14 protein-coding genes are annotated in these 22,682 nt (G+C 57.0%); 7 read left to right on the top strand and 7 right to left on the bottom strand.

What is annotated here, in order from left to right:
- The first annotated feature begins 9 nt into the window (after nt 1-9).
- On the top strand, nt 10-1,203 hold the full coding sequence (gene bioF, locus IQ265_RS21760; protein WP_194057446.1) for an 8-amino-7-oxononanoate synthase: 1,194 nt from the start codon (nt 10-12) through the stop codon (nt 1,201-1,203).
- A 74-nt stretch (nt 1,204-1,277) separates the two neighbouring features.
- On the opposite strand, the gene IQ265_RS21755 is transcribed toward bioF, so the two are convergent.
- The 4 genes from IQ265_RS21755 to IQ265_RS21740 form a co-directional block, all read right to left on the bottom strand.
- Nucleotides 1,278-1,688, bottom strand: coding sequence for a hypothetical protein (locus IQ265_RS21755; RefSeq protein WP_194057444.1), 411 nt, complete (start codon nt 1,686-1,688; stop codon nt 1,278-1,280).
- A 208-nt stretch (nt 1,689-1,896) separates the two neighbouring features.
- Entirely contained in the window at nt 1,897-2,085 is a 189-nt protein-coding gene (rpsU, locus tag IQ265_RS21750) for a 30S ribosomal protein S21 (protein WP_017299199.1), read from the bottom strand.
- A 166-nt stretch (nt 2,086-2,251) separates the two neighbouring features.
- Nucleotides 2,252-2,548: an RNA-binding protein gene (locus IQ265_RS21745; RefSeq protein WP_194057442.1), complete on the bottom strand. Its 297-nt coding sequence runs from the start codon at nt 2,546-2,548 to the stop codon at nt 2,252-2,254.
- A gap of 192 nt (nt 2,549-2,740) precedes the next feature.
- Entirely contained in the window at nt 2,741-2,944 is a 204-nt protein-coding gene (locus IQ265_RS21740; RefSeq protein WP_194057440.1) for a hypothetical protein, read from the bottom strand.
- Nucleotides 2,945-3,219: 275 nt separating this feature from the next.
- Here IQ265_RS21740 and IQ265_RS21735 point away from each other — a divergent pair, with 275 nt between their 5' ends.
- Together IQ265_RS21735 and IQ265_RS21730 are read left to right on the top strand one after the other, a co-directional pair.
- Complete coding sequence (locus IQ265_RS21735) at nt 3,220-3,366, top strand: hypothetical protein (RefSeq protein WP_194057438.1); 147 nt, start codon at nt 3,220-3,222, stop codon at nt 3,364-3,366.
- A 282-nt stretch (nt 3,367-3,648) separates the two neighbouring features.
- Nucleotides 3,649-5,421 (top strand): lipase family protein, encoded by a 1,773-nt coding sequence (locus tag IQ265_RS21730; protein ID WP_194057436.1) that lies wholly within the window; start codon nt 3,649-3,651, stop codon nt 5,419-5,421.
- Between the two features lie 76 nt (nt 5,422-5,497).
- Here the strand turns inward: IQ265_RS21730 and IQ265_RS21725 are convergent, their stop codons facing one another.
- The 3 genes from IQ265_RS21725 to IQ265_RS21715 form a co-directional block, all read right to left on the bottom strand.
- Nucleotides 5,498-7,057, bottom strand: a complete 1,560-nt coding sequence (locus tag IQ265_RS21725; protein WP_194057434.1) for an ABC transporter substrate-binding protein — start codon at nt 7,055-7,057, stop codon at nt 5,498-5,500.
- A gap of 158 nt (nt 7,058-7,215) precedes the next feature.
- A complete protein-coding gene (locus IQ265_RS21720) occupies nt 7,216-8,178 on the bottom strand; it encodes a GIY-YIG nuclease family protein (RefSeq protein ID WP_194057431.1) in 963 nt (320 codons plus the stop codon).
- An 83-nt stretch (nt 8,179-8,261) separates the two neighbouring features.
- Nucleotides 8,262-11,648 (bottom strand): tubulin-like doman-containing protein, encoded by a 3,387-nt coding sequence (locus IQ265_RS21715; protein WP_228038269.1) that lies wholly within the window; start codon nt 11,646-11,648, stop codon nt 8,262-8,264.
- A 365-nt stretch (nt 11,649-12,013) separates the two neighbouring features.
- Between IQ265_RS21715 and IQ265_RS21710 the strand changes: the two genes are divergently transcribed.
- The 4 genes from IQ265_RS21710 to IQ265_RS21695 all read left to right on the top strand — a co-directional run bounded on the left by IQ265_RS21710 (nt 12,014) and on the right by IQ265_RS21695 (nt 22,655).
- Nucleotides 12,014-14,803, top strand: coding sequence for a UPF0182 family protein (locus IQ265_RS21710; RefSeq protein ID WP_194057429.1), 2,790 nt, complete (start codon nt 12,014-12,016; stop codon nt 14,801-14,803).
- Between the two features lie 146 nt (nt 14,804-14,949).
- Complete coding sequence (locus IQ265_RS21705) at nt 14,950-18,720, top strand: hypothetical protein (protein ID WP_194057428.1); 3,771 nt, start codon at nt 14,950-14,952, stop codon at nt 18,718-18,720.
- Between the two features lie 152 nt (nt 18,721-18,872).
- Nucleotides 18,873-20,168 carry an adenylosuccinate lyase gene (gene purB / locus IQ265_RS21700; protein WP_194057565.1) on the top strand — a complete coding sequence of 432 codons (1,296 nt, stop codon included), beginning with the start codon at nt 18,873-18,875 and terminating at the stop codon, nt 20,166-20,168.
- Between the two features lie 381 nt (nt 20,169-20,549).
- Nucleotides 20,550-22,655 carry a cation:proton antiporter gene (locus tag IQ265_RS21695; protein ID WP_194057427.1) on the top strand — a complete coding sequence of 702 codons (2,106 nt, stop codon included), beginning with the start codon at nt 20,550-20,552 and terminating at the stop codon, nt 22,653-22,655.
- Nucleotides 22,656-22,682: the final 27 nt, after the last annotated feature.

The following is a 22,682-nucleotide window of genomic DNA, read 5'->3' as shown; positions in this document are numbered from 1 at the left end:
GGCTCATCTATGGGCACAACGCCCTACGACTGGCTAGATAGATCGTTAGTTGCCCTGCACCGTGCCCACCGCTACCGTGAGGTACAGGCCATTGACGGCATGGCAGGGGCCACTGTGCAGCGCCAGGGGCAAACCCTGGTCAACTTTGCCAGCAACGACTACCTGGGGTTAGCGAGCGACCCCAGGCTGGCGGCGGCGGCGATCGCCGCTATAGAGACCTACGGCACCGGCAGCACCGGCTCACGCTTGCTCAGTGGTCACCGCGAGCTGCACCGCGAGCTAGAACGGGCGATCGCCGCGCTGAAGGGCACCGACGATGCGATCGTGTTTAGCTCGGGCTATCTGGCCAATCTGGGGGCGATCGCCGCCCTAGTGGGCACCCCAGACCTGGTTTTGGGAGACGAGTACAACCACTCAAGTTTGAAGGCTGGGGGCAAAGTCAGCGGTGCTGCGATGCTGGACTACCGCCACGGCGATATAGCTGACCTGAAAAAATTGCTGGAGGCTCACCGCGATCGCCACCGCCGCTGTCTGATTACGACCGACAGCGTTTTCAGCATGGATGGCGACCTGTGCCCGCTGCCCGAAATTCTCAATCTGGCGGATACCTACGACGCCATGGTGCTGGTGGATGAGGCCCACGGCACAGGCGTCTTTGGCCCCCGAGGCGCTGGGGCTGTAGAGCACCTGGGCTGTGCTAGTCGGCCCCTCGTTGCCGTCGGTACCCTCAGCAAGGCCCTGGGCAGTTTGGGCGGGTACGTAGCCGGGTCTCAGCCCCTTATTAACTTTTTGCGTAACCGCGCCTCCGGCTGGATTTACACCACGGGGCTATCGCCCGCCGACACGGCGGCAGCCCTAGCAGCGGTGCAGATTGTACAGCACGAACCCCAGCGCCGCGCCGCGCTCTGGAACCACGTCAAGCAGGTGATGGAGCAGCTAGATTTGATTTTGACTAAAGCTAAGGCACCACACCTCATGCAGCGACTGCCCTCCGAGTCTCCCATCATTTGTTTGGAGATGCCTTCGGCGGCGGCTGTTGTAGCCGCTAGCGAGCAGCTGCAGCGAATGGGGCTGTGGGTAGCGGCAGTGCGCCCACCCACCGTGCCAACCAGTCGCCTGCGCATTACCCTCATGGCTACCCATCAGCAGGTCCATCTAGATCAGCTGCTAGCTGGGTTACAGCGGGTGTTTGACGAGTTGTGACAGAGCGCTTGGAAATTGGCGTTTTTGGCCTGTATAGGAGCGGCTGCGATCGCCCAATTGGCTAACACTCTGACTCAGGCTATATAAGCAGAACCGACGGCTGTCCGGGGCTGTTGTACCTGTTGTAAAGCTAAGCGAGTCCACAGGGAGTCGACCTTCGCCGCCATTTCCTTGCTCTCAAGGGTATACGGCAACTCCGGTAGAGCCTTTAGATCAAGGCCACAGGGCTGGCCTAAGGCTTTGACAATCCAGGGTAGGGCAGCGGATAGCTCTGTGGACACTAGGGTTAGATAGAACTGGCAACTCCAGTTGTAGCGGCGGCGACCTCGCTCAGCGCTAGCACCCATAGAAAGCTCTGCCCCCAGGTTTACCCCAATGCGAAGTATGGTTGGGCGATCGGGCAGCAGTACATCGGGAGCAGAGTGAGCGTACATGCACAGGTAGTTTGAGCGGCCTTGGTCGTCTGTCCAAGACACCCGTGGCATGGTGCTGGAATAAGATTTCTCTTTAGGAATGGTGACATTGGAGATGCTAGCAGAAGCATCTAGAGCGTCGGCAAATGAGCGATAAAACTGTGCACGAAGCTTTGAAACCTGCTGTGCTGACTCAGGTAGCATGAGCTGGTCTCCTATACGGGCAATATCTAAAGAATTTAGGTGAGCCGGCGGCTTGGCAGCCAGCTCGGCTCTCTTACTAGCGCTTTGAACCCCAGCGGCGCTGCTTTTGGCGAGCGATGGTTTTGCGCTTGCGCTTTTCGATCGGGGTTTCAAAGTGGCGATTCTTCCGCATATCGGAAAAAATTCCCGCCCGAGCCACTTTTCGCTTAAACCGCCTCAAGGCCGATTCAATGTTTTCGTCTTCTCCCAATACAACCTGGGCCATTAATTACTCCTAAGAAACTTCACTAACGCTAGCTCAAAAACTTTGCCAACAGCGTCAGACTAAAACGGCTGGATATCGCGCTTGCGATACCCAGCTGGCGAAAATCGATGCCTGTGTAACCGATGCTGCAGCAGGTTGCCGCAAAACCCTGACTGAGTTAAGCAACCTAGCGTCGGTTGTTCCAACCGCCGCCGCCGCCACCACTGCCGCCACCCCGCGATTCACGGGGGCGAGCCTTGTTGACCTTGAGGTCGCGGCCCATCCACTCAGCCCCGTCAAGGGCTTCAATGGCAGCATCTTCGTCGGCTTCGCTTTCCATTTCTACAAAGGCGAAGCCGCGAGGACGACCGGTTTCGCGGTCGGTGGGCATGCTCACCCGGCTAACGGCACCATATTCGGCAAAGACCTCAGTGAGCTGGTCTTGGGTGGCGCTAAAGGCCAGGTTGCCTACGTAAATCGACATGGACGCATCTCCAAGTAGAGAGAGAAAAAGTAGAAAGTTATAAGGAGATGTACTCAACTAAGGACGATGCCAAGCCGGTAATGCTACTAACAACTTGCTTGTCACACGATAGCACAGGCCCACCTGATGGCCATTATCGGGCGTTGGCGTAGCCGATCCGGAGGGGCATTGCAGCACCGCCCGGCAAAACCTCTAATCCTCTGGTAGCACCCATTTAGGCGGTTGCGAGGCCCGCTCCATCATTTTGCGCCGCACCGCTTCATCAGCCATCTCGAGCATCTTGTCGAGGGAGGTATCAGTAATAAATTTTGACGCTTCAGCGGTGTACTTCAGGTTGGGACAGTCGTTCCCCAGCACACAGCCGTCTTTGCAATCTACTGCACAGTTAACCGCCATTGTTTCTGTTTAACCCCATAGTTCAGCGTTAGGGCACCTAATTTATGAAAAGCCCTTAAAAATTGTAACAACCTTAACCCTGTCCTTGGGCCCTGTCCTGGGGTCCTGTCCTTAGGGTAGAGATTTTGCCCTGGGACCGTTGTAAATTCGCAGTAGAGTTGTCGCAGAGCGGTTGAGCGCATGTCTGTCCCTAGCTAGACCAAACAGTTCTGTTCCTTGTCCTCAAAAACATTCGTTACGCTAGAGCGCCCCTCCTGACTGCCGGAGTATCACCGATGAGCTTACCCCCCAAGGCAACGCTCCGCTGGCCCCTGTGGCTGCTAGCCGGTACGCTGCTGCTGCTGTTAGTTTTGGCCGGCCTGTACTGGATAGACCCTAGCTTGCTCAACCGGTTAACCCCAGCTATGGCGGCAACTATCTGACGACTACCAGTGGACAGTGCCCCTTCAGCAGTACCACTCAGCTATTCAGGGACGGGGCGACTCCTGGGTAAGTTGGATGGGGGTTTTTCCGGTAGCATCAGGGCAAGAAATGGAAGTTTGCCGCTGGAGACTATGGCCATTCGTCGTTTTTTGCTGGTTTTTGGGGCTTCACTGTGGTTAACAGTGGGTGCCGGGGCTCAGGGTTTAGCGGCCAGGGCAGACGTTTCCCCTGATCTGGGGTTGCAAGGGCTCAGCCGCTTCAGCCCAACAAGAGCCCAGAGTATGCCCAGACGCCTGCTGAGGGCTCCCCTACGGGTTATAGAGAGGCTTTCTCCAGCCCTGCTGCTGGCCAGCCTGAGCCTGATGGGCGGAGCGTTTGTTGCCCTGATTTGGCTGCACCTGTACCAGCAACAGCGGCGCTGGCAGCGGGTCGAGCTGGCCCGCCAGGAGGTGAAGTCATTTCGCGAGCGCACAGCGGTTAAAAATGTGCTGGATATTCTCGACTACGAAGAGTACCGGACGTTTTACATTAACCATCCCAAAGATGGCCGTCTGATTGACTTTGAGGCTACCGACTACCGGCTTAGGCGGGCGCTACGATCGCACGATCAGATGGTCAAAATGCGCAGCGGCCTCGATGAAATTAAGCGCCTGGCCAGCCAGAGCCAGGCTATTGCCCCCAAAACCCTGGAGTTGGTGCAGCAGTACGACAACGAAGAGTTCGTCATTGAGGTCACCCTGCGCGACTGGTTTGACTCGTTTTTGGGAGGGCTGGAGTACTTCGAGATCATGATCGAGTCGGGGCTGGTGACGGCGGAGGAGATCAAGCCCTTCATTATTTACTGGATTCGGTTAATTGGCGATCGCCGCTACCGCCGCAAAGGCGGCTCGGGCTTTTACGACAAACTCTTTCACTACATTCACTGGGCGGGTTATGGACGGGTACAAAAGCTGTTTGAGCGCTTTGGCTTCAAAATTTTGCCGCCCCCCTACTCCACCCACGACTTCAGCGGCATTGATACCGAGGAAAACGGCAAGTACGACACCTACCGGGCACTGTGTTTGGCTAAGGCGGCTCACCTGGTCTACGAGGACCGCGACTACGTTAGCGATATTACCCGTCTGTGGCTAAGCGACGATATTGACAATCGCTGGATGCAGCTTAGCGCCCGCCAGTACGTGGTTGAGGTGATCAAAAACTGGTTAAGAGAGGGCGAGAAAACCAGCCTGCGCGATCTCCGCGACCATTTTGTGTACCTCGACATGCGGCTTACCGACACCCAGGCGTTTCTATTCCGCAAGGACAACAACCTGATTTTGGTGTTTAAAGGCACCCAACAGCTTAGCGATTGGAAGACCAACCTCAAGATTCGGCTGAAGGCATTTACGATCTTGGCTGACCAGGAGGCAGTGCCCCCTACCGGACGAGTACACCGAGGTTTTGTGGATGCCTGGCAGAGTGTCGAAAGGCAGGTGGTCTATTACCTGCGGAAGTGGTCAACCCCTGAAACCAAGCTCTGGGTAACAGGCCACAGCCTAGGGGGCGCTCTGGCGGCGGTGGCCACAATTTCCTTAGAAACCCAAGGGCTTCCAGTCAGTGGCCTCTATACCTTTGGCCAGCCCCGCGTCGCCGACTGGAAGCTGGTCAACTATATGAACAGCCGCATGGGCAATCGCATCATTCGCTACGTCAACAACAACGACATTGTGCCGCTGATACCACCACAGATTATTCCCTGGGTGCCGACGCGGGTGTACGGCCACATGGGCCAGTTTCGCTACTTCAACGACTCGGGCAGCCTGCGCCGCCAGTCGTTTCTGTTCCAGCGCTTCCCGGATCGACTGTTCGGCATTATTCGCGCCATTCTTACCTCCGGCACCCCCGATGCGGTGGATGATCACAAGATGGAGTTCTACGTGGCCAATCTGCAAAAGGCGCTCGATCGCGAAGAAGAAGAGGCCAAGCTCGAAATTGAGCAGGGCTTAATCGCTGGTGACTTTGTCGAAGGCATGAAAGAGCGCATGCGGGCGCGCAGCAGCAGCCTAGAGGGGTAAAGGGGTGGGTGACGTAGGGGCGAACAGTGTTCGCCCAACCGAGCAGGCAACCAGGATTTACGTTCACATCTCACGGCTAGGGTAAGGGCACAAAATCAAAGCCCGTGCCCGAGCGGGTGCCCGGTCTTACCTCTACCAGCAGCACGGTGGTGTTGCGATCGCCCGATGGCAGGAAGCTAATCGCTCCAGTGGATCCATTAGCCGAAAATCCTTGGGCGGCGAGCGCTTGCCCAATCGCCGCACGCCCCTGCTGGCCCTGGGCAGGGGTAACATTGCCCACGGTACGGGCTGAACTCAGTGCCTGAAACGCGTCATAGCTAAGGGCGGTGCGCCAGTTGACATCGCCCCCCCAGAGGCCCGAGGAGGTTTGGGCAAAGGGCGGCGTCGATTTAAGCGGATGCCAGGGAACCGTAACCACGGTGCCCGTGAGGCTAGCACCGCCCTTTTGCAACGCTTCAATGCGGTAAAAGGCATCGCCTGCTAGCATAGGAAGCTGGCCCTGGTTGAGCTGGGCGACGGCGATCGCCGCGTCAAAGGTGGCCGAGTCGGGCAGCAGCACTATGGCATCGGCTCCGCTGCCCTGTAGCTCAGCCGTGGGGTTGCCCTGGGACAAATCGACCAGTTTGGCCACCTGCCCGCCCTCTAGCCCCAGGGTGGTCGAAAACGCCTCTTGCAGCGACTTGCTATAGGAGCTTTGGGAGTTGTAGAACACGATGGGCCGATTTTTGCCCAGGGACAGCATGTGGCGGGCCAGAGTGGTGCCGGTGAACTGGTCGCTGGGAATCACCCGAAACACAAAGTTGCTGCCGTTGCGGGCTAGGGTAGCCAGCTCGGTGGTGGTGCTGGTGGGGGCAATCATTGGCAGCTGGCCCTGCTGATAGATGGGTGCAGCGGCCAGGGTGGTGGTGCTGGTGCCGTGGCCAATCACGCCGACAACGTTAGGGTCTTGCACCAGGGCGTTGGCGATCGCCTCTGCCTGGCCTGCATCGTTGCGATCATTGGCAATCAGCACCTTGAAAGGTGTCCCAGCTTTGATCACTTCATCCTGGGCCTGGGCCACTCCCCGCAGCAGCTCGCGAGCAGTGTTGGGGCTGTCGCCAATGGGTACGACAACGGCAATCCCTAGGACGGGGGTAGAGCCGAGCTTGGCATTGTTGAGATAAATTAGCGCTTCGGGGTCGTTACGGACAGCGTTGCGGGCCGTCTCGAAGCGGGCGGCGGCGGTGGCGTAGTCGCCCGATGCATAGGCGGCGGCCCCGGCCTGCATGTCGGGGTTGGGGGCATCGGTAAACAGGACGCGATCGCCCCAGCTCAAGGCATTCGCCACGTTGGCGGGCTGGCTTGATGTGGACGTGGGTGCAGCTGGGGTAGGATCTGCCCCGGTCGCAGCACTATTGTCGACTGGCGCAGCGGGAGCGGTGGCCTGGGGAGCGGGTGCATCCTTCTTGAAAAAGGCGTTGTAGCCGGTGAACCCCAGCGCCGCCAGAAAGATGGCAGCGCCGACCCCAGCGATGACAGGAGCCAGAGACTTGCTCTTCTTCAAAGGCTGGCCGCAAATCTCACACTTTTGAGCCGAGATAGAGTTTTCTTCGTAGCCGCATTTGGGGCAGGTGACATGGTTGAAACTGTCGGTCATGGCGGTGGGTGAATGGATAAGGGGGTGGATGGAGAGTGGGAGGAGTTTTGGGTTTTGAATTGAAGCAGTCGGGTAGATTCTATGAAACGGGGTAGAACTCAACACCAGAGAGGGTTTTGTTGGCTTCTGATAGCGCGTTACTCAATCTTCTAACCAACTTACTTTTTCTTTCGTTTTCTTCGCTTAAGCTGAGGTAACCAATAATCAGCAGGCGGTGGATTTGAACCAATTTGTGCCCAGGAAGAATCTCGTTCTTGTCGTGGTGCCCAATTGCGCGGGGTAGAAAATGATTTGAGAGCGTCATTTAATGAGCGATGAGCTTCAGGCCATACATTTCCATATAAAAAGTCATTAAGTAAGAGAGGTAATCCGTCTGGCCCAAAGACAGGACTCCATGTTCTACTCACAATCTGGCAATGGCTCTGAGTTGCGAAAACTACACTTGCCTCTTCTTTAGCATCTTCAGGTGCAGGTAACCACACAAGTCTGTCACCAGGCATCAAGCGCTCACGACCATTAATTAGGCCATTGACAACGGTTTTATTTCGATCAAGATAGGGTACAGGATCCTCTTCGCTTTCAGGATCATGATCACTTATTCCTGAAACATAACCAGGTGAATCAGTAGCATAGATTTCAAGAACATCCCCATCTGAATGAGCTTGCCAAAGATCAATAATTCCAGGGCTTTCTCTCATCATCTCTATGAGATCGCTATAGCTAAGGAGAGCGAATATCTGGCCAGACTTTAGTGTTAGTGAAACTCGATCTTCAGACACCAAGGAGTAAAACCCTGAATCTTTCCAGCTATTAATACTTGCTGCATCAACAAGTGCATAACGGACAGTATTGATTGCCTGTGCAACTGTGACACGAAAAAACTCTCTTCCTGGATTGACTCGATAGTCGTTAAGAAGCTGGTGAACTTTACTTTCTACTGCTTTAGGCCATGAGGTAGTGGTATAGTAAGCCACCTCAAAAGGTTCGGGAACACCTGTGGTGTAAAGAGATTTAGCTCGATCCTCGGGCAACCAGGAAGAAAACCCAATCTTTACGAGACCGGGCATTGATTTATTGGTAAGCACATAGACGAAGTCGATGGTGCGATTTGGGATAGTCACGATGTCTAGCAAGCGCTCCTATATTTATGTAGGCATTTTTTAGGAGTTAGCTGTCTAACTCGTTAATTTCTTACTCTCCCCATTTAGGTCAACTCCGATCGCACGTTCTCCTCAATAATCGCCACCTGCTCATTGGTCAGGCCCAGTTCTTCTTGAAGTTCGAGCAGTTGGGCCTGTTCTTCTAAGTCAATGTCGCCATCGTTGTCGAGGAAGGCGCGGAACATGAGGGCGTACTCAGCGGCGGCTTGCTCGATGGTGTCCTGGGGCTGGTATTGAGCGGCGATCGCACTGGCCTGCTCCATCGAAACCCCATACTTCACCCGAAATTTCTCCAGCAGCTCCACTTCGGTGGGCGAAGGCGTACCGCGTCGGTAGCAGGTCTCGACTAGCTTGGCGTACTTGCCCAAGTTTTCAGAATCGAGGGCAGGGGGCGGGGGGATAGGGGTGGATGGGTAGATGGGTGGGAGGGTGGACGGGTCGTTTATTACGGGAGATGGAGTGACAGGAGTTGCGGCGGTGGGGAGTGGATTCTCGCCGGGGATGAAGAGACGGTGGGTGGTGACAAAGTCAGAAATTGCCGCCTGGATGCGCTGGTAATCAGCGCTGTCGGAGCCGCCCGGCAGCGTTTGCTCCTGCTGTTGCAGATAGGTCATCATCTGGTCGTAGAGAGCCTGCTTTTCGGGTTTGGTGGCAGCCTGCTCACCGATCGCGCGAATCGCTCCGTCCAGGGTTTCTGCTAGGCGACGGTTCTGGTCGGTGAGCAAAAAGTCCTCGGCCTCTTGCCAGGTGGCTCCCATCACCTCGGTTTGGTCGAAGCCGGTGAGCTTGTTGCGGTAGGTAAACTTAACCTCGGCAAAGCCCGTCACCCGGTTGTCTTCGCGGCGCACTAGCCCCAGAGCGTTGGCCAGCATCAGGTTATAGCGGGCCTGGCGCTCATTGCTGGTTTCGGGCATCACATCGCCAAACTGGCGGTAGTCCTGGTGGGTGTGCAGGGGGTTGTGGTCGGCCTGGCTAACGGCGCGGTAGAGCGATCGCATGCGCTCCATGCCTTCAATCAGCCGCAGCGGAAAGGCCCCCTTCTCCTGCACAAAGTAGATGTGGTAGGGGTCGTTGAGGGGGCGAATTTCTTTGTCGGTGACAGTGCTGGTTTTGCGAATCATCGGCAGCAGGCTAGACACCGCCGGGTCGGTAGGTTTGCTGCCGCCCTGGATGCCGACGAGTTTTTGGTACTTCTCCAGCTTGTCGTCCCAGCCCAGCTTCTTTTGCTCCTGGCTGAGGCGCAAAAAGGCCTCCGATTTCTCGAAAGTAGTTTTAATTTGGGCTTCCTGCATCTCGACGGTGGGGTACTGCTCCAGAAATTTGCGAGCGGTGGAAATATCGAGCTGGCTACGGCGACGAAACACATCCATCGCCTGGCCCAGCAGCCGCTCGTAGAGGTCTTTGGTTTTCAGCACATCAAACTGATAGACATCAAACAGGCGCAGACGCAGTTCGTCGAGCACCTGCTGGGAGAGGGTTTGGCAGAGGGTTTCTTGCTGGTCGGCGACGGTATTGCGGTAGGCAGCATCAATTTCTTTTTCGTCGTAGAGCAAAATGCCGTTCACCGTCAGGCCGCCGGTTTCGCGGGTGTAGACGCGCTCCTTGTCTTTCAGCTCGGTTTGGACGGTGCTCAGTACAGTTTCAAAGGCGGTCAGATCGACCAGGAGCTGATCAATTTCTTCGCGCAGACCGTCGAGCAGCATCACCCCCAGGGTGCGGGCTTTGACTTCCACCTTAGAGACGTAGACCTGCTCCAGCGCTTGCATGATGGCCTGAAAGTCGTCTTCGATCACCTTCTTGCGGTTGAGCATCATCATCTGCTTGGCGTGATCGTCAATCTGCTTCAGCAGGGTTTGCAGGGCGTTTTGGGCCGATCGCTCGCGGGGCAGCCAGTATTTCTGCCGATCCTGGTCAAATTTGCTGCGAAAGTCGGCAAATACCTCGATCAGCACTTCCAGAAACTGCCGGGTGAATTTTGGTCCCCGGAAGCGGTCCTCTACCATCTGGTAGACTACGGCCCGCAGTTCCTTGCGCTTCTCGGGGATCAGCCAGCTCAGGTTATCCCACATTTTTTGGAAGTAGTCGCTCCAGCGCTTGGGGTCGGTGCCGGTGTCGTGGAAATGGGGAGCGTATTTTTCCTGCTCGTTGGAGATAAACCGCTGCAGGTTTTCGAAGGGGATGTTGAGGTCGTTGCGGCGCTTGCGCACCCCCGCCACCCAGTCGGCGACTTCCTTGGCGTAGGGCTTCTTGTTGTCGCCCATGCTAATGCTGTCGATCACCTGGTGGTCGTGCTCGGATTCGGCCAAGAACAGGCCGGGCAAAATCTCGGTGCGAATCAGGTCAGACATGGCGGCGGGGGCGGGGGTGGGGTTGCTCCACCAGTCCACCAGGTTGGCGGCTAGGCGCGCGGAGCAAGCATTCAGCACTCGCTCGACCGGAAACTGAATGCTGGAGAGGCCAAAGCTCATGAAGTTCTGCGGGTAGCCCAGGGCGTCGGGGCTGGCCCAGTGCTTGCGCACGTTGTCGCGCACCAGCTTTTTGTACTGGCTAAAGCCGGAGGTGAAGTCGAGAAACACGTTCTGGGCCACCATTTCCAGCACGTCGCCCAGGGTGGGAAAGGTGACTTTGTCGTTGCTGTTGCCCACCAGGTAGGTGAAGTTGAAGGGCACATCTAACCCGCTCTGGGCGGTGATGCGATCGCTCTGGCTGTCGCTGTACTGGGCGTCAAAGCGGGTATCGCCGCGGCTGTAGTGGTTCAGCTCCATCAGGGCGGCGTAGGCGTTGGCAATGACGCGATCGCCCAGGCCCGAAAATGCCCCCGGCAGCACCAAAAAGGCGCTGGTCTGCGGTAACTCTGACACCGGCACCCAGTCGCGCAGGTTGTAGGCCAAATCCATCATCATGCCGGAGCCAGTGCCGCCCGAGAGCGAACACACCACAAAAATATTGATGCCTTTGTCGAGCTGCACCTTCCAGCGATCGAGCATGAACTTTTCGTGGCCGACAATGCGCCCCTTGGCCTTGGTGAAGTAGTCCTTAATTAGGGGATAGTTGAGGCTAAAGGCAAACCGTCCCAGTGCGCGAATCTGGCCCGCCCCCGACAAAATTGAGTCGGTACCCTTGAGTTCGCTGGGGAACCATTCATCCAGGTAGTGGTAGGCCGACAGCTTGTTGAGAATGGCTTTGGCATCTTCGACCTTAGCCCAGATTTGCTCGATAGGTCGCAGGGAGATATCCTGCTTTAGCACTGTCTGAGCTTCGGAGACGCGGGCGTTCTGCTCAGTATCAATGTGCAAGAACGAAACGATGGGCAGCGCGTCGAGGGAGCCATACTGCTCCACGATCATTCGGCGAATTTTAATCAAAATCTCTTTGCCGGTTCCCCCCAGGCCAATGATTACCGTAGGGGTCATACCAGTGTATTCACTCATAGGGGAGCTACCAAAGGATTGCTGCTTGTAGGTTTCCCAGGTAACTTCCGCAGGATCTTGGCGATTTCGCAAGAGCGTATTAAAAGTTGACAATCCCTAGAGAATGTCTCTGTGCGACCACTCACCTGGTCAACTGGGGGCGTGGGCTACTGACGACACAATCGCTAAGCTACCGCTTAAATTGGGGGGCAACTGAGTCTTTTGGCGCGATCGCAGGCCTAAAAAAAGGTTAAGCCTAGGGGAACGGGCGACTAGCCTGAAGGAGGAGATCGCTAGACTTGTAGGAGCAACGGCACCTCAGTCGCTACCGCTAGACATTGTCAGGCCTTAGCCTGAGGTTCAATCTGCCCCTACCTGCTATACCTGTGACCTATTCCCCCACCAAATCTCTCCGTGCCCGTCGACTGCTGCCCTGGTTGGTGGCCCTTACGCTGCTGCTGGTGTTCTCTGGCGGCCTGGTGCATTTGCTCACCGAGTCGTGGTGGTTTGAGTCGGTGGGCTACAGGTCGGTGTTTTGGCTGCGTCTGAGGTGGCAACTGGCGCTGGGGCTGGGGAGTTTTGTTCTCTACGGCGGCGGGCTGTGGGCCAGCTACCAGATTGCGCTGCGGCTAACCCGCGATCGCACCTACCGATTTTTGAGCCGCTACAGCGATCCGGCTCAACGAGACCAGTTCGCGCGCCTGCTGCACCTGGGTATGACTGGGCTGATCTTTGTGCTGGCCCTGGGGGTAGCCCTGCGATCGGCAGCGGCTTGGCAAACTGTGCTGCAGTTTCTCAACCCCACCGACTTCGGCACCGTTGACCCCATCTTTCAGCGCGATATTGGCTTTTACGTGTTTAAGCTGCCCCTGTGGCAGGGGCTACAGGACAACCTGCTGGGGCTGCTGATCTGGGCACTGCTAATTGCCGTTACGGTCTACACCCTCAAGGGTGAGGTGCGCCCCGAGCGCGGTTGGAAGTACTTTTTGACGGGTGAGGCCAAGGCCCACCTGTGCCTGCTGCTGGCGGCGATCGCCGTGGTGCTAGCAGCGGGCTTCTGGCTCGATCGCTACTTGCTGCTGTACTCCGACAGCGGCGTCATCTTTGGGGCGGGCTACACCGACGTGCACGCTCGGCTACAGGCCTACTGGCTGATGGGGTTTGTCACCCTAGCGGTGGCGGGGCTGTTTGTGGTGGCGCTGGCCCGCAGTGGCTTTTCGCTGCCGATTTTTGGCATTGTGATTTACCTGGGCGTGCTGGTGCTGGTGAATGGCCTTTACCCCTGGTTTCAGCAAAACTTTGTGGTCGAGCCCAACGAGCTCACCATTGAGCGCCCCTATATTGAGCACAACATTGCCTTTACCCGGCAGGCCTACGGCCTCGATAGCGTTACCACAGAACCCTTTCCGGCCCAGAACAACCTCAGCCGCGCTGTGGTCGAGACCAACAGCCCCACAGTAGACAACATTCGCCTGTGGGACTATGCTCCCCTGCTCAGCACCTATAAGCAGCTGCAGGAGATTCGCCTCTACTACAACTTTGAAGATGTCGATATCGATCGCTACACTCTCAACGGCGACTACCGCCAGGTGAGCCTCTCAGCCCGTGAGCTGCCAGTGGAGCAGTTGCCTCCCGAAGCCCAAAACTGGATCAACCGCCAGCTCAAATTTACCCACGGATTTGGGGCGGTGATGAGCCCGGTGAACCAGATTACCCCCAACGGGCTGCCAGAGTTTTTCATTCGCAACGTGCCCCCCGACAGCACCGTCGATCTGCCCCTCGAACAACCCCGCATTTACTACGGCGAAAGCACCCGCAACTATATTTTTACCGGAGCCAACACCGACGAGTTTGACTACCCCCAGGGCGACACCAATGCCGCCTACCGCTACACCGGCAGCGGGGGCGTGCCGCTCAACTCCTGGCTGCGGCGACTGGTCTATGCCTACGACCTAGGCAATTTTCGCGTTTTAATTTCTAACTACTTCAGCCCCGAAACCCGCATTCACTACCACCGGCTAATCACCGATCGGGTGCGCCAGGTGGCTCCCTTTCTGACCTTTGATGGCGACCCCTACCCGGCCCTAATCGACGGGCGCATTAAGTGGATACTTGACGGCTACACCAGTAGCGATCGCTACCCCTACTCCGAGCCGCTCAACCGTCGCACCGACATGGTCTCGCTCGTGGAGAACAACAACCCCCTGATGCGCAACGGCGTCAACTACATTCGCGATGCCGTCAAAGTTTTTATCGATGCCTACGACGGCACCATAGAACTCTACGCCCGCGACCCTGACGATCCGCTGCTGACTACCTACAGCCGCATCTTCCCCGACTTGTTTAAACCGATCGACGATCTGCCCGCCAGCTACCGCGAGCACCTGCGCTACCCCCAGGATATTTTTACCGTGCAGGCCCAAATGTATCGGGCCTATCACATGGAAAACCCCGAAGTCTTCTACAACCGCGAAGACCTGTGGCGCTTTCCTGAGCATGAGGAAGATGGCGAAGTGGAGGCTATGGAGCCTTACTACATCATCATGAAACTGCCCCGGCTAGAGCGGGAAGAATTTTTGCAGATTCTGCCCTTTACCCCCGCCAACCGCGACAACATGATCGCCTGGATGGCGGGTGGCTCTGATGGCGACAACTACGGTCGCCTGCTGCTCTACGAATTTCCTAAGCAGGAGCTGGTGTTTGGCCCCACCCAGGTCGAGGCCCGCATTAGCCAAACGCCCGAGATTTCTGAGCAGCTCACCCTCTGGAGCCAGCAGGGTTCAGGGGTGATTCGCGGCACGCTGCTGGTGATTCCGGTAGAGCAGTCGCTGCTGTACGTGCAGCCCATTTACCTAAGGGCCGACCAGGGCGAACTGCCCGAGCTGCGGCGGGTGATTGTCGCCTACAACGATCGCGTGGTGATGCGAGAAACCCTTGACCAAAGCCTGGATGCTATCTTTGGAGAAGCGAGCACACCCGCCCCCGCCCCCGCAACGCCAGAGGCAGCGGCCCCTCCCGGTACTTCTCCTGGCACCACAGCCGAACTTGTTCAGGCCGCCCTTGAGTCGTATCAGACTGGCCAGCAGGCGCTTCAGCAGGGCGATTGGCAGCGCTATGGCGAGGCCCAACGGCAGTTAGAGAGTATTTTGCAGCAGCTTAATCAACAGACTCCATAACATTTAGGGCCTGTAACATTCAGGGTGACATTGCGCTAGGTTTACACATCGATAAAGGTTGATTGTGCCAATATCAGCCACCACGGGCATACTATAGGGAATTCTCCGGCCCAGTGCGCTGAATTCATCGAATTCAATAGACCTCTATGTCTACTACGCCTCCCAATGTTCTGCAATTGGCCCGCCAGGGTGACCCAGACGCGATCGCGGCCCTGATGAATCGCCATCTAGAAACCCAGGGCATTACCGCCCGTGTGGTGCAGCAGGAAAGTACGCTCCAGGTCAACCTCGAGGGTGCTCAAATTCCTAATCAGGTTGATTTAGTCGCCTTTGTCAAAAAAGGCATCACGGGGCTGGAGCTAGCCGCTATTCACCGTCTCACCGTGAGCGGCAAACAGCTTGGGGCCAGCGCCAGCGCCTGGAGCGAGGATTTGGTGCTGCAAACGGTGACCAGCGACTTTGAGCTAGATTTCGATGCCGCCCCGGAGGACGCGATCGCAGGTGACACCCTTGCAAGCGACGACCTAGACCTGGGTTTTGACCTCGACAGCACGGCCCTAGACACTACCGACCTTGGGGATCTAGACGCGGCCCTGGGCAACGATCTCAATGGGGCCGATCTAGACCTAGATCTAGATCTAGGCCTGACCAACAGCGAGCTAGGCCTTGAGGCACCTACAGACTTAGAGTTTACCGACAGCGACTTTGGCCTCGACCTCAGCGATGCTGGCTCTGGGCCAGGGGTTGCCGACAGCTTCGACCTTGACCTCAGCGATGCTGGTTCTGGATCAGCGTTCGCCGACGACCTCAACCTTGATCTCAGCGACGACCTCGTCGCTGACCTTACCACCGACAGCGGCTTCGACCTTGACTTAGGGCTGCCTGAAGAAACCTCAGCCGACCCCAACGGCTTTGACCTCGACCTTGGGCTATCCGACGAGCTCCCGGCCGAACCTATCGACCTCGATTTTGATTTAGGGCTGACTGAGGCTGGGACCCAGCCACCTACCGATGCCGACATGGCTTTTGACCTGGGCCTCACGGATGGGCCAGCCGCTGGCGATGCACCCGCCGATTTGGCCTTTGATATGGACTTTAACGCTGAGCCAGCCACCTCAGCCAGCGATCTTGATTTTGACTTGGACCTCGACGATAGCGCCACGGATGCCAGCGCTGATCTTGACTTGGGGTGGACCGAAGAACCTGCTGCCGCTAGCCCGGCAGAGGCGTTAGACCTCGACTTTGGCACAACCGAAGCACCTGCAACCGATCTCTCCACCGCAGAGTTAGACGCAGAGCTAGACTTCGATTTAGATTTGACTGAAACCCCAGCCGACACCAGTGTCACCGACGATCTAGAGCTAGACACTGCTGACTTTGATCTAGAATTTACCCCCGAAGCGGCGGGCAGTGGGTCTGGCCTAGGAGCTTTCGATTTAGATTTGACTGAAACCCCACCCGATGCCAGCACCACCGATGACTTGGTGCTAGACACAGCTGACTTTGATTTAGAGTTTGCCCCCGAAGCGGCTGGTAGCGAGGTCAGTCTAGAATCCAGCGACGATTTAGATCTAGACTTTGGCACGGAGAGCGAGGCCAGTCTAGGAGCCAGCGACGATTTAGATCTAGACTTTGGTACGGAGTTTGACCCCGCAGGAGACCTGGGCCTAGCGGCTACCGATGCTGACTTTGGGGAAAGCTTTGGAACCGAAGCGCTTGGGACAGAAAGTTTTGGGATAGAAGATCTCGGAGTAGAAGATTTAGGGACGGAAGATTTAGGCACAGAAACTTTCGGGACGGAGGAGTTTGGGGCGATCGCAGAGGTTGATGACCTCGAAGCCGATGGCTCAGCCTTCGACCTCAATTCTCCTCCAGCCCCGCTAACCGCACCTGAGATCGAGGCTGACCTCGATGATCTGTGGGGCGATACCGACATCAGTGCGATCGTCCCTGAGCCAACCGCAGCAGACCTGTACGCTGTGGACGACCTGGCCGCCTTTGATACCGACCTGACTTCCAACCTCAATAGCTCTGAAGAAAGCCTCGACGAGTGGGGAGATCTAGGGGCCGTGCCTGAGGATTTGGGAACCGATACTGGGGATGCAGATGCGATCGCCTTTGCGGATCTAGGACTTGAGGCTGATGCTGGAGATGCGGATGCGATCGCCTTTGCGGATCTAGGGTTTGAGGCCGATGCCCCGCTCTCAGAGACAGCTGACAATCCAGACGACCTGCCCCCCGACCTCATCATTGCCGAACCGAGCGCCTTCGAAGATTTAGGGGCCGCTGACGACCTCGATTTAGCAGGTGGTCTAGACTTAAGCGACGACTGGTCTACCGCCTCACCCGAACTCTCCCTGAGTGAGGCTGATACCGATTTGAGTGACCCAGCCGATCTAACCCTGACCGACGTTGATCTGGCCGCAGACAGCTCTGCCGAAGCCCTAGATCCTTCCACTACCAACAACTTTGATGACTTTGATCTAGCGGCAGGAGGTAATCTTCCCTCTGATCTGCTGAGCGAAGATGCCCTAGCCACCGATTGGGGTGCCGCTGCTCCAGAGTTGAGCGCCGATTTAGGCACAGATTTCGACGCCGATTTGGGCACGGATTTCGATGCCGACTGGGCTGACCCGGCTGTCGAGCCAGGCACAGACACCTCTGCTCAACCCTGGCAAGAGTCCACAGGCGACTTTGATCCTGATCTAGCGCTAGACACCTCCGGCAATGCTAATGACCTTGGTACTGAGTTTGACCCTGGTCTGGTGTTTGACTCGTCGGCTGAAGCCGTTGATGCCGATCCTAACCCCTTTGCAACCGGGGCGTTTTTACCCGCAGAGGACGATCCCTACGCTTTCACCGCCCCTGGATTTGAGGCGGAGGCAGGGAACCTGGATGCCTTTGCCCCAGACGCTACCCCTGGCTTTGAGCCGGAGTTTGCCCTAGAAGCCGACGCCGATTTGCCCTTTTCGACCATGGAGCTTGATCAAACGGCTGCGGGCAACTTTGTACCCGATCCAGCCCTGGACGACAGCCCCAGTGAGCTTGACGCCTACGATGATACTTTCTTCGTAGACCAACCCGAGGCTTACGCGGCCGAAGCTGAACCAGACGCCGTGGGCATGGGTTTTGGCGGTGACGCTGCCGACGATTTAGCATTTGAATCGGTCGAATTTGAAGGCAATGATTTTGGTGGCTCTGGGTTTGAAACACCAGGCTTCAGCGTTGGAGCGTTCAGCGATGAACCAGACTTTGAAGCCCCAGCGTTTGAGGAGGAAGGCTTTGGAAATGAGGGCCTCGGAAACGAGGGTTTTGGGGAGGAAGGCTTTGGCGCTGACGTATTTAGCGACAGCCACGAGGATAGCAACGGCTTCATTCAAGACCGCAACGGTGCCGCCCTCATAGATGACGAGCCTGACGCCACCGACGACTTTATTCAAGAATTTGGCTCAGACCCTTCTACTCACGTTGCGCTTACCCCTGATCAGTTCAACGATGACGGCAGCGTGCGCCGCTCTGGCAGCTCTGGCCTCCCGCTGCGGCTGATTGGCCTGGTGGGGGCCTTAGTGCTGGCGGCTCTAGCGGGTTTCATGCTTCTGGGTCGGCTGCGCGGCCCTGAGGGTGACCCGGCGGTTACGCAGCCAGCTCCTAATCCTGACTCCTTGCCCACGGACCCGGCGGCGGTAGCCGAGGAAGATGTGTTTAGGCAGGCGGTTAATGCGGCCCAGACGGCGGCTAACCAGGCTCAAACAGCTAGCACGCCTGCCCAGTGGCAGGAGGTAGCCGATGCCTGGGCGCTGGCCATCAGTCTTATGCAGCGGGTGCCGGATTCGGACCCCAATTACGCTACAGCTCAGCAAAAAGCCGTAGACTACCAACCCAACCTCAACTACGCCCAGCAAAATGCTGCGCAATGACGGTAGTTTCGCCGCTTTCGCTGGCATTGCTCAAACCAAACGTATTGCCCTTTAGGATGGGGAAGCAAGGGCAGGCATAAAGTATAGTGCTTCAGTTTTCCATGGCTGAGGGCAGCCGGGTAGAATGGGACGGTTGTATTCAGACCAAAGCCTTGATTGAACGCTATACCCTGCCCGAAATGGGCAACCTCTGGACCGACGACTACAAATTTCAAACCTGGCTCCGGGTCGAAATCGCCGTATGCGAAGCCCAGGCCGAATTGGGCTACATTCCAAAAGAGGCGGTAGAGGAAATCAAGGCTAAGGCTAAGTTTGACCCCAAGCGCATTCTTGAAATTGAAGCCGAGGTGCGCCACGACGTTATCGCCTTTCTTACCAACGTCAATGAGTACGTGGGCGATGCAGGGCGCTACATTCACCTGGGCATGACCAGCTCCGATATGCTGGATACGGCGCTGTCGCTGCAGCTGATAGACAGTCTGCAGGTGATTATGATCCACGTCGAAAACCTGATTCAGGCGATTCGCTACAAAGCCCAGGAACACCGCGACACGGTCATGATTGGGCGATCGCACGGTATTCACGCCGAGCCAATTACCTTTGGCTTTAAGCTAGCTGGCTGGCTGGCCGAAATGCTGCGCCATCGGGAGCGGCTGACGCACCTGCAGGACGCGATCGCCGTCGGCAAAATCTCTGGCGCGGTGGGCACCTACGCCAACATTGACCCCAACATTGAGGCGCTGGCCTGCCAGAACCTGGGCTTGCGCCCCGATACCGCCTCCACCCAGGTGATCTCCCGCGACATCCACGCCGACTTTATGAATGCTCTGGCCCTGCTGGGGGCCAGCATCGAGCGGTTTGCGGTAGAAATTCGTAACCTCCAGCGCACCGATGTGCTGGAGGTAGAAGAATTTTTCTCGAAAAAACAGAAAGGCTCGTCGGCTATGCCCCACAAGCGCAACCCCATCCGCTCAGAACGCCTGACCGGCATGGCGCGGCTCTTGCGCGGCAACGCCATGGCGGCACTGGAGAACGTAGCCCTGTGGCACGAGCGCGATATCTCCCACAGTTCGGTAGAGCGGGTGGCCTTTCCTGACAGCTGCATTCTCGCCCACTTCATGCTGGTTGAGACCACTGAACTCATCAAAAACCTGCTGGTCTACCCCGAGAACATGGCCCGCAACATGAATGTCTACGGCGGCGTGGTGTTTAGCCAAGGGGTGCTGCTGGCCCTGGTTGATAAAGGTCTGGCCCGAGAAGACGCCTATGCGATCGTTCAGGGATGTGCCCATCAGGCCTGGAATACCGATGACGGCAACTTTAGAGAACTAATTGAGGCGGATGAGCGCGTGACCGCCCACCTATCGGCGGCAGAAATCGCCCACTGCTTCAGCCCCGAACGCCATCTGCGCAATCTCGACCAGGTCTACCAACGCCTGGGTATTTGAGCTTAGCCAATCAGCCTCTCCACCTATTTAGCTCTGTCTGGTAGCTCAAGACCATACAGAGCAAGCTTTTTTGCAATGGCTAATGCGGCCCCACCGCCCGCACCCATGGCGCTGGTTCGGTAACGTCAGGTAGGGAATCGACCGATCGCAGACTCCTAGGCGGCTCGTTCACAGCGGCCCCAGGCGTCTATGTCAAAATATTCTCACCTGGAGGCAATGGCTGCGTTGGTGCGGCTAGCCTGTTTTAGGGTGTTTCAGCGCCACATTGACTTGGGTTTCACCGCGATCGCCTAACGGGCCACACTCGCGCCCTTGACCGTTTGAAGGATGTTTTTTGAGATGGAATACTCTTAGCGCCCTTATTTACTTTAGGAGCAACCTATGGCTGCCTTGACAACCGCAGATAGCGCTGCCCACGGCCTATTGAGCTTTTTGCCCAGTAGCCCAATCACGGCATTTACGGTGCTGCTGCTGGTCACGCTAATTATTCCGCCCATTTTTGAGAGGCTACGGCTGCCGGGGCTGGTGGGGCTGCTGGCGGCGGGGGTCATTTTGGGGCCTAGCGTCCTGGGGTTGCTCGACCCATCCGGGGATGTGGAAACCCTGCTGTCAGACGTAGGCAAAATTTACCTGATGTTTGTTGCCGGTCTAGAAATTGACCTCAAAGACTTTAAGCGCACCCGCAATCGATCGCTGGGGTTTGGCTTTACGACCTTTGCGGTGCCGCTCACAGCGGGCATGTTGCTCAGCCGGGCCTTTGGCTTCGACTGGATTGCAGCTGTGCTAATCGGGTCGTTGCTGGCCTCTCACACCCTGCTGGCCTACCCCATTGTGATGCGACTAGGGGTGACCAAAGAACCCTCAGTAACGGCTACCGTAGGCGCAACGATTTTTACCGATATTGGGGCACTGCTGGTGCTGGCCATGTGCGTTGCCGCTCAGGCGGGAGAATTTTCGGCCCAGACGGTGGTGGTACAGCTGATCATGCTAGGAATTTTTGCCACAGCAGTCCTGGTCGGCATCGACTGGGCTGGCAAACTGTACTTTAAGCGGAACGGCGATCGCGAGGGCAACCAGTTTTTGTTTGTGCTGGCAGCGGTATTTTTGGCGGCGGTAGGGTCGCAGCTGATCAACGTCGACAAAATCGTGGGGGCGTTTCTAGCGGGCTTGGCGGTCAACGACGTGGTCGGCAACGGCCCAGTCAAAGAGAAAGTAGAGTTTGTCGGTGGGGTGCTGTTTATTCCCTTTTTCTTTGTGTGCATGGGGCTGCTGCTCGACCTGCAGGTGTTTAGGGAGTCGGTGACCACTAACTTGGCCTTTACGCTGGCGCTGACAGGCACCCTTATTCTCAGCAAGTTTTTGGCGGCCCTGGCCACCAAGCCCTTCTATCGCTACAGCTGGATCCAGATTTTGACCATGTGGTCGCTGTCCATGCCCCAGGTAGCCGCCACCCTGGCCGCCGCCTTAGTCGGGCTACAGCAGGGCATCATCTCAAGTCTGGAGTTTAACGCCGTCATTGTGATGATGCTGGTCACATCGGTGACAGGTCCGCTGCTGACGGCTCGCTATGCAGGGCGGTTGGTAACGTCTAAGCTCCCCCGCACTGCGTCTGATGATTCGCTGTGGTTTGACTACGGAGCTGCCCCCGAAAGCCGCCACGATGCAACGATTACCGGACCATTTACGGTAGTGGTGCCCATCTATAATCCGGTGACTCAGCGCTACCTAATTGAAATGGCCGCCCTGTTGGCTAGTCACGAGGGTGGCTATGTGATTCCAGTGACCGTGGCCCGCGCCCACGTGCACATGGATGATCCCAGTTTGGTCAGCGCCGTGGATCAGTGCCGCAGGCTGCTGCACAAGGCCGAAACCCTGAGCCAGGAGTTTAATGCCCAAGCATACTCGGTGCTGCGCATCGACGACGATGTGTCAGAAGGCATTACTCGCACGGCTCGCGAACAAAATGCCAGCCTGATTTTGCTGGGCTGGAGCCGCCGGGGGTTTCGAGCCAAACTGTTTGGCACCCTAGTCGACGATGTATTTTGGTCGAGCCACTGCCCGGTAGCGGTGGCCCGATTGCTGACCGAGCCAACCGAAATTCGCCGCATTTTGGTGCCAATGAAGACGATGACGCCCCAGGCCGTGCGCACTGCTCGCTTTGCCCAAGTGTTTGCTGACACCCACCACGCGACGGTGACGCTGCTGCACATTTGCGATCGCCATACCCCCGACGACCAGCTCAAAGCAATAGAAATCGCCTTAACCAAAATGATGGCAGACGGTCCCCAAATTAGCTGGAACCTGCTCACTACCGTAGGCGATAAGCCCGCCGACGTCATTCTTGAAACCGCTCAAACCCACGACATGATTGTGCTGCGATCGATGCGACGGCGAACGGCGGGCGGCCTGGCCGTTAGCGATGTCACCCACCAGGTCATTGACGAGGCCACCTGCTCTCTCGTGCTGTTTGGCGAACCCCATACCTAACCGAGTTCAAGGCAGCAAACAACCCCC

Source organism: Nodosilinea sp. LEGE 06152 (assembly GCF_015207525.1).
Lineage (GTDB): Bacteria > Cyanobacteriota > Cyanobacteriia > Phormidesmidales > Phormidesmidaceae > Nodosilinea.
This window is presented reverse-complemented; position numbering and strand designations above follow the sequence as displayed.

Excerpts from the sequence above, each read along its gene's own strand:
- IQ265_RS21745 (WP_194057442.1), bottom strand. The coding sequence starts at position 2,548 with ATGTCGATTTACGTAGGCAACCTGGCCTTTAGCGCCACCCAAGACCAG.
- rpsU (WP_017299199.1), bottom strand. The coding sequence starts at position 2,085 with ATGGCCCAGGTTGTATTGGGAGAAGACGAAAACATTGAATCGGCCTTG.
- IQ265_RS21735 (WP_194057438.1), top strand. The coding sequence starts at position 3,220 with ATGAGCTTACCCCCCAAGGCAACGCTCCGCTGGCCCCTGTGGCTGCTA.
- IQ265_RS21730 (WP_194057436.1), top strand. The coding sequence starts at position 3,649 with ATGCCCAGACGCCTGCTGAGGGCTCCCCTACGGGTTATAGAGAGGCTT.
- IQ265_RS21695 (WP_194057427.1), top strand. The coding sequence starts at position 20,550 with ATGGCTGCCTTGACAACCGCAGATAGCGCTGCCCACGGCCTATTGAGC.
- IQ265_RS21725 (WP_194057434.1), bottom strand. The coding sequence starts at position 7,057 with ATGACCGACAGTTTCAACCATGTCACCTGCCCCAAATGCGGCTACGAA.
- IQ265_RS21755 (WP_194057444.1), bottom strand. The coding sequence starts at position 1,688 with ATGCCACGGGTGTCTTGGACAGACGACCAAGGCCGCTCAAACTACCTG.
- bioF (WP_194057446.1), top strand. The coding sequence starts at position 10 with ATGGGCACAACGCCCTACGACTGGCTAGATAGATCGTTAGTTGCCCTG.
- IQ265_RS21705 (WP_194057428.1), top strand. The coding sequence starts at position 14,950 with ATGTCTACTACGCCTCCCAATGTTCTGCAATTGGCCCGCCAGGGTGAC.
- IQ265_RS21740 (WP_194057440.1), bottom strand. The coding sequence starts at position 2,944 with ATGGCGGTTAACTGTGCAGTAGATTGCAAAGACGGCTGTGTGCTGGGG.
- IQ265_RS21715 (WP_228038269.1), bottom strand. The coding sequence starts at position 11,648 with ATGAGTGAATACACTGGTATGACCCCTACGGTAATCATTGGCCTGGGG.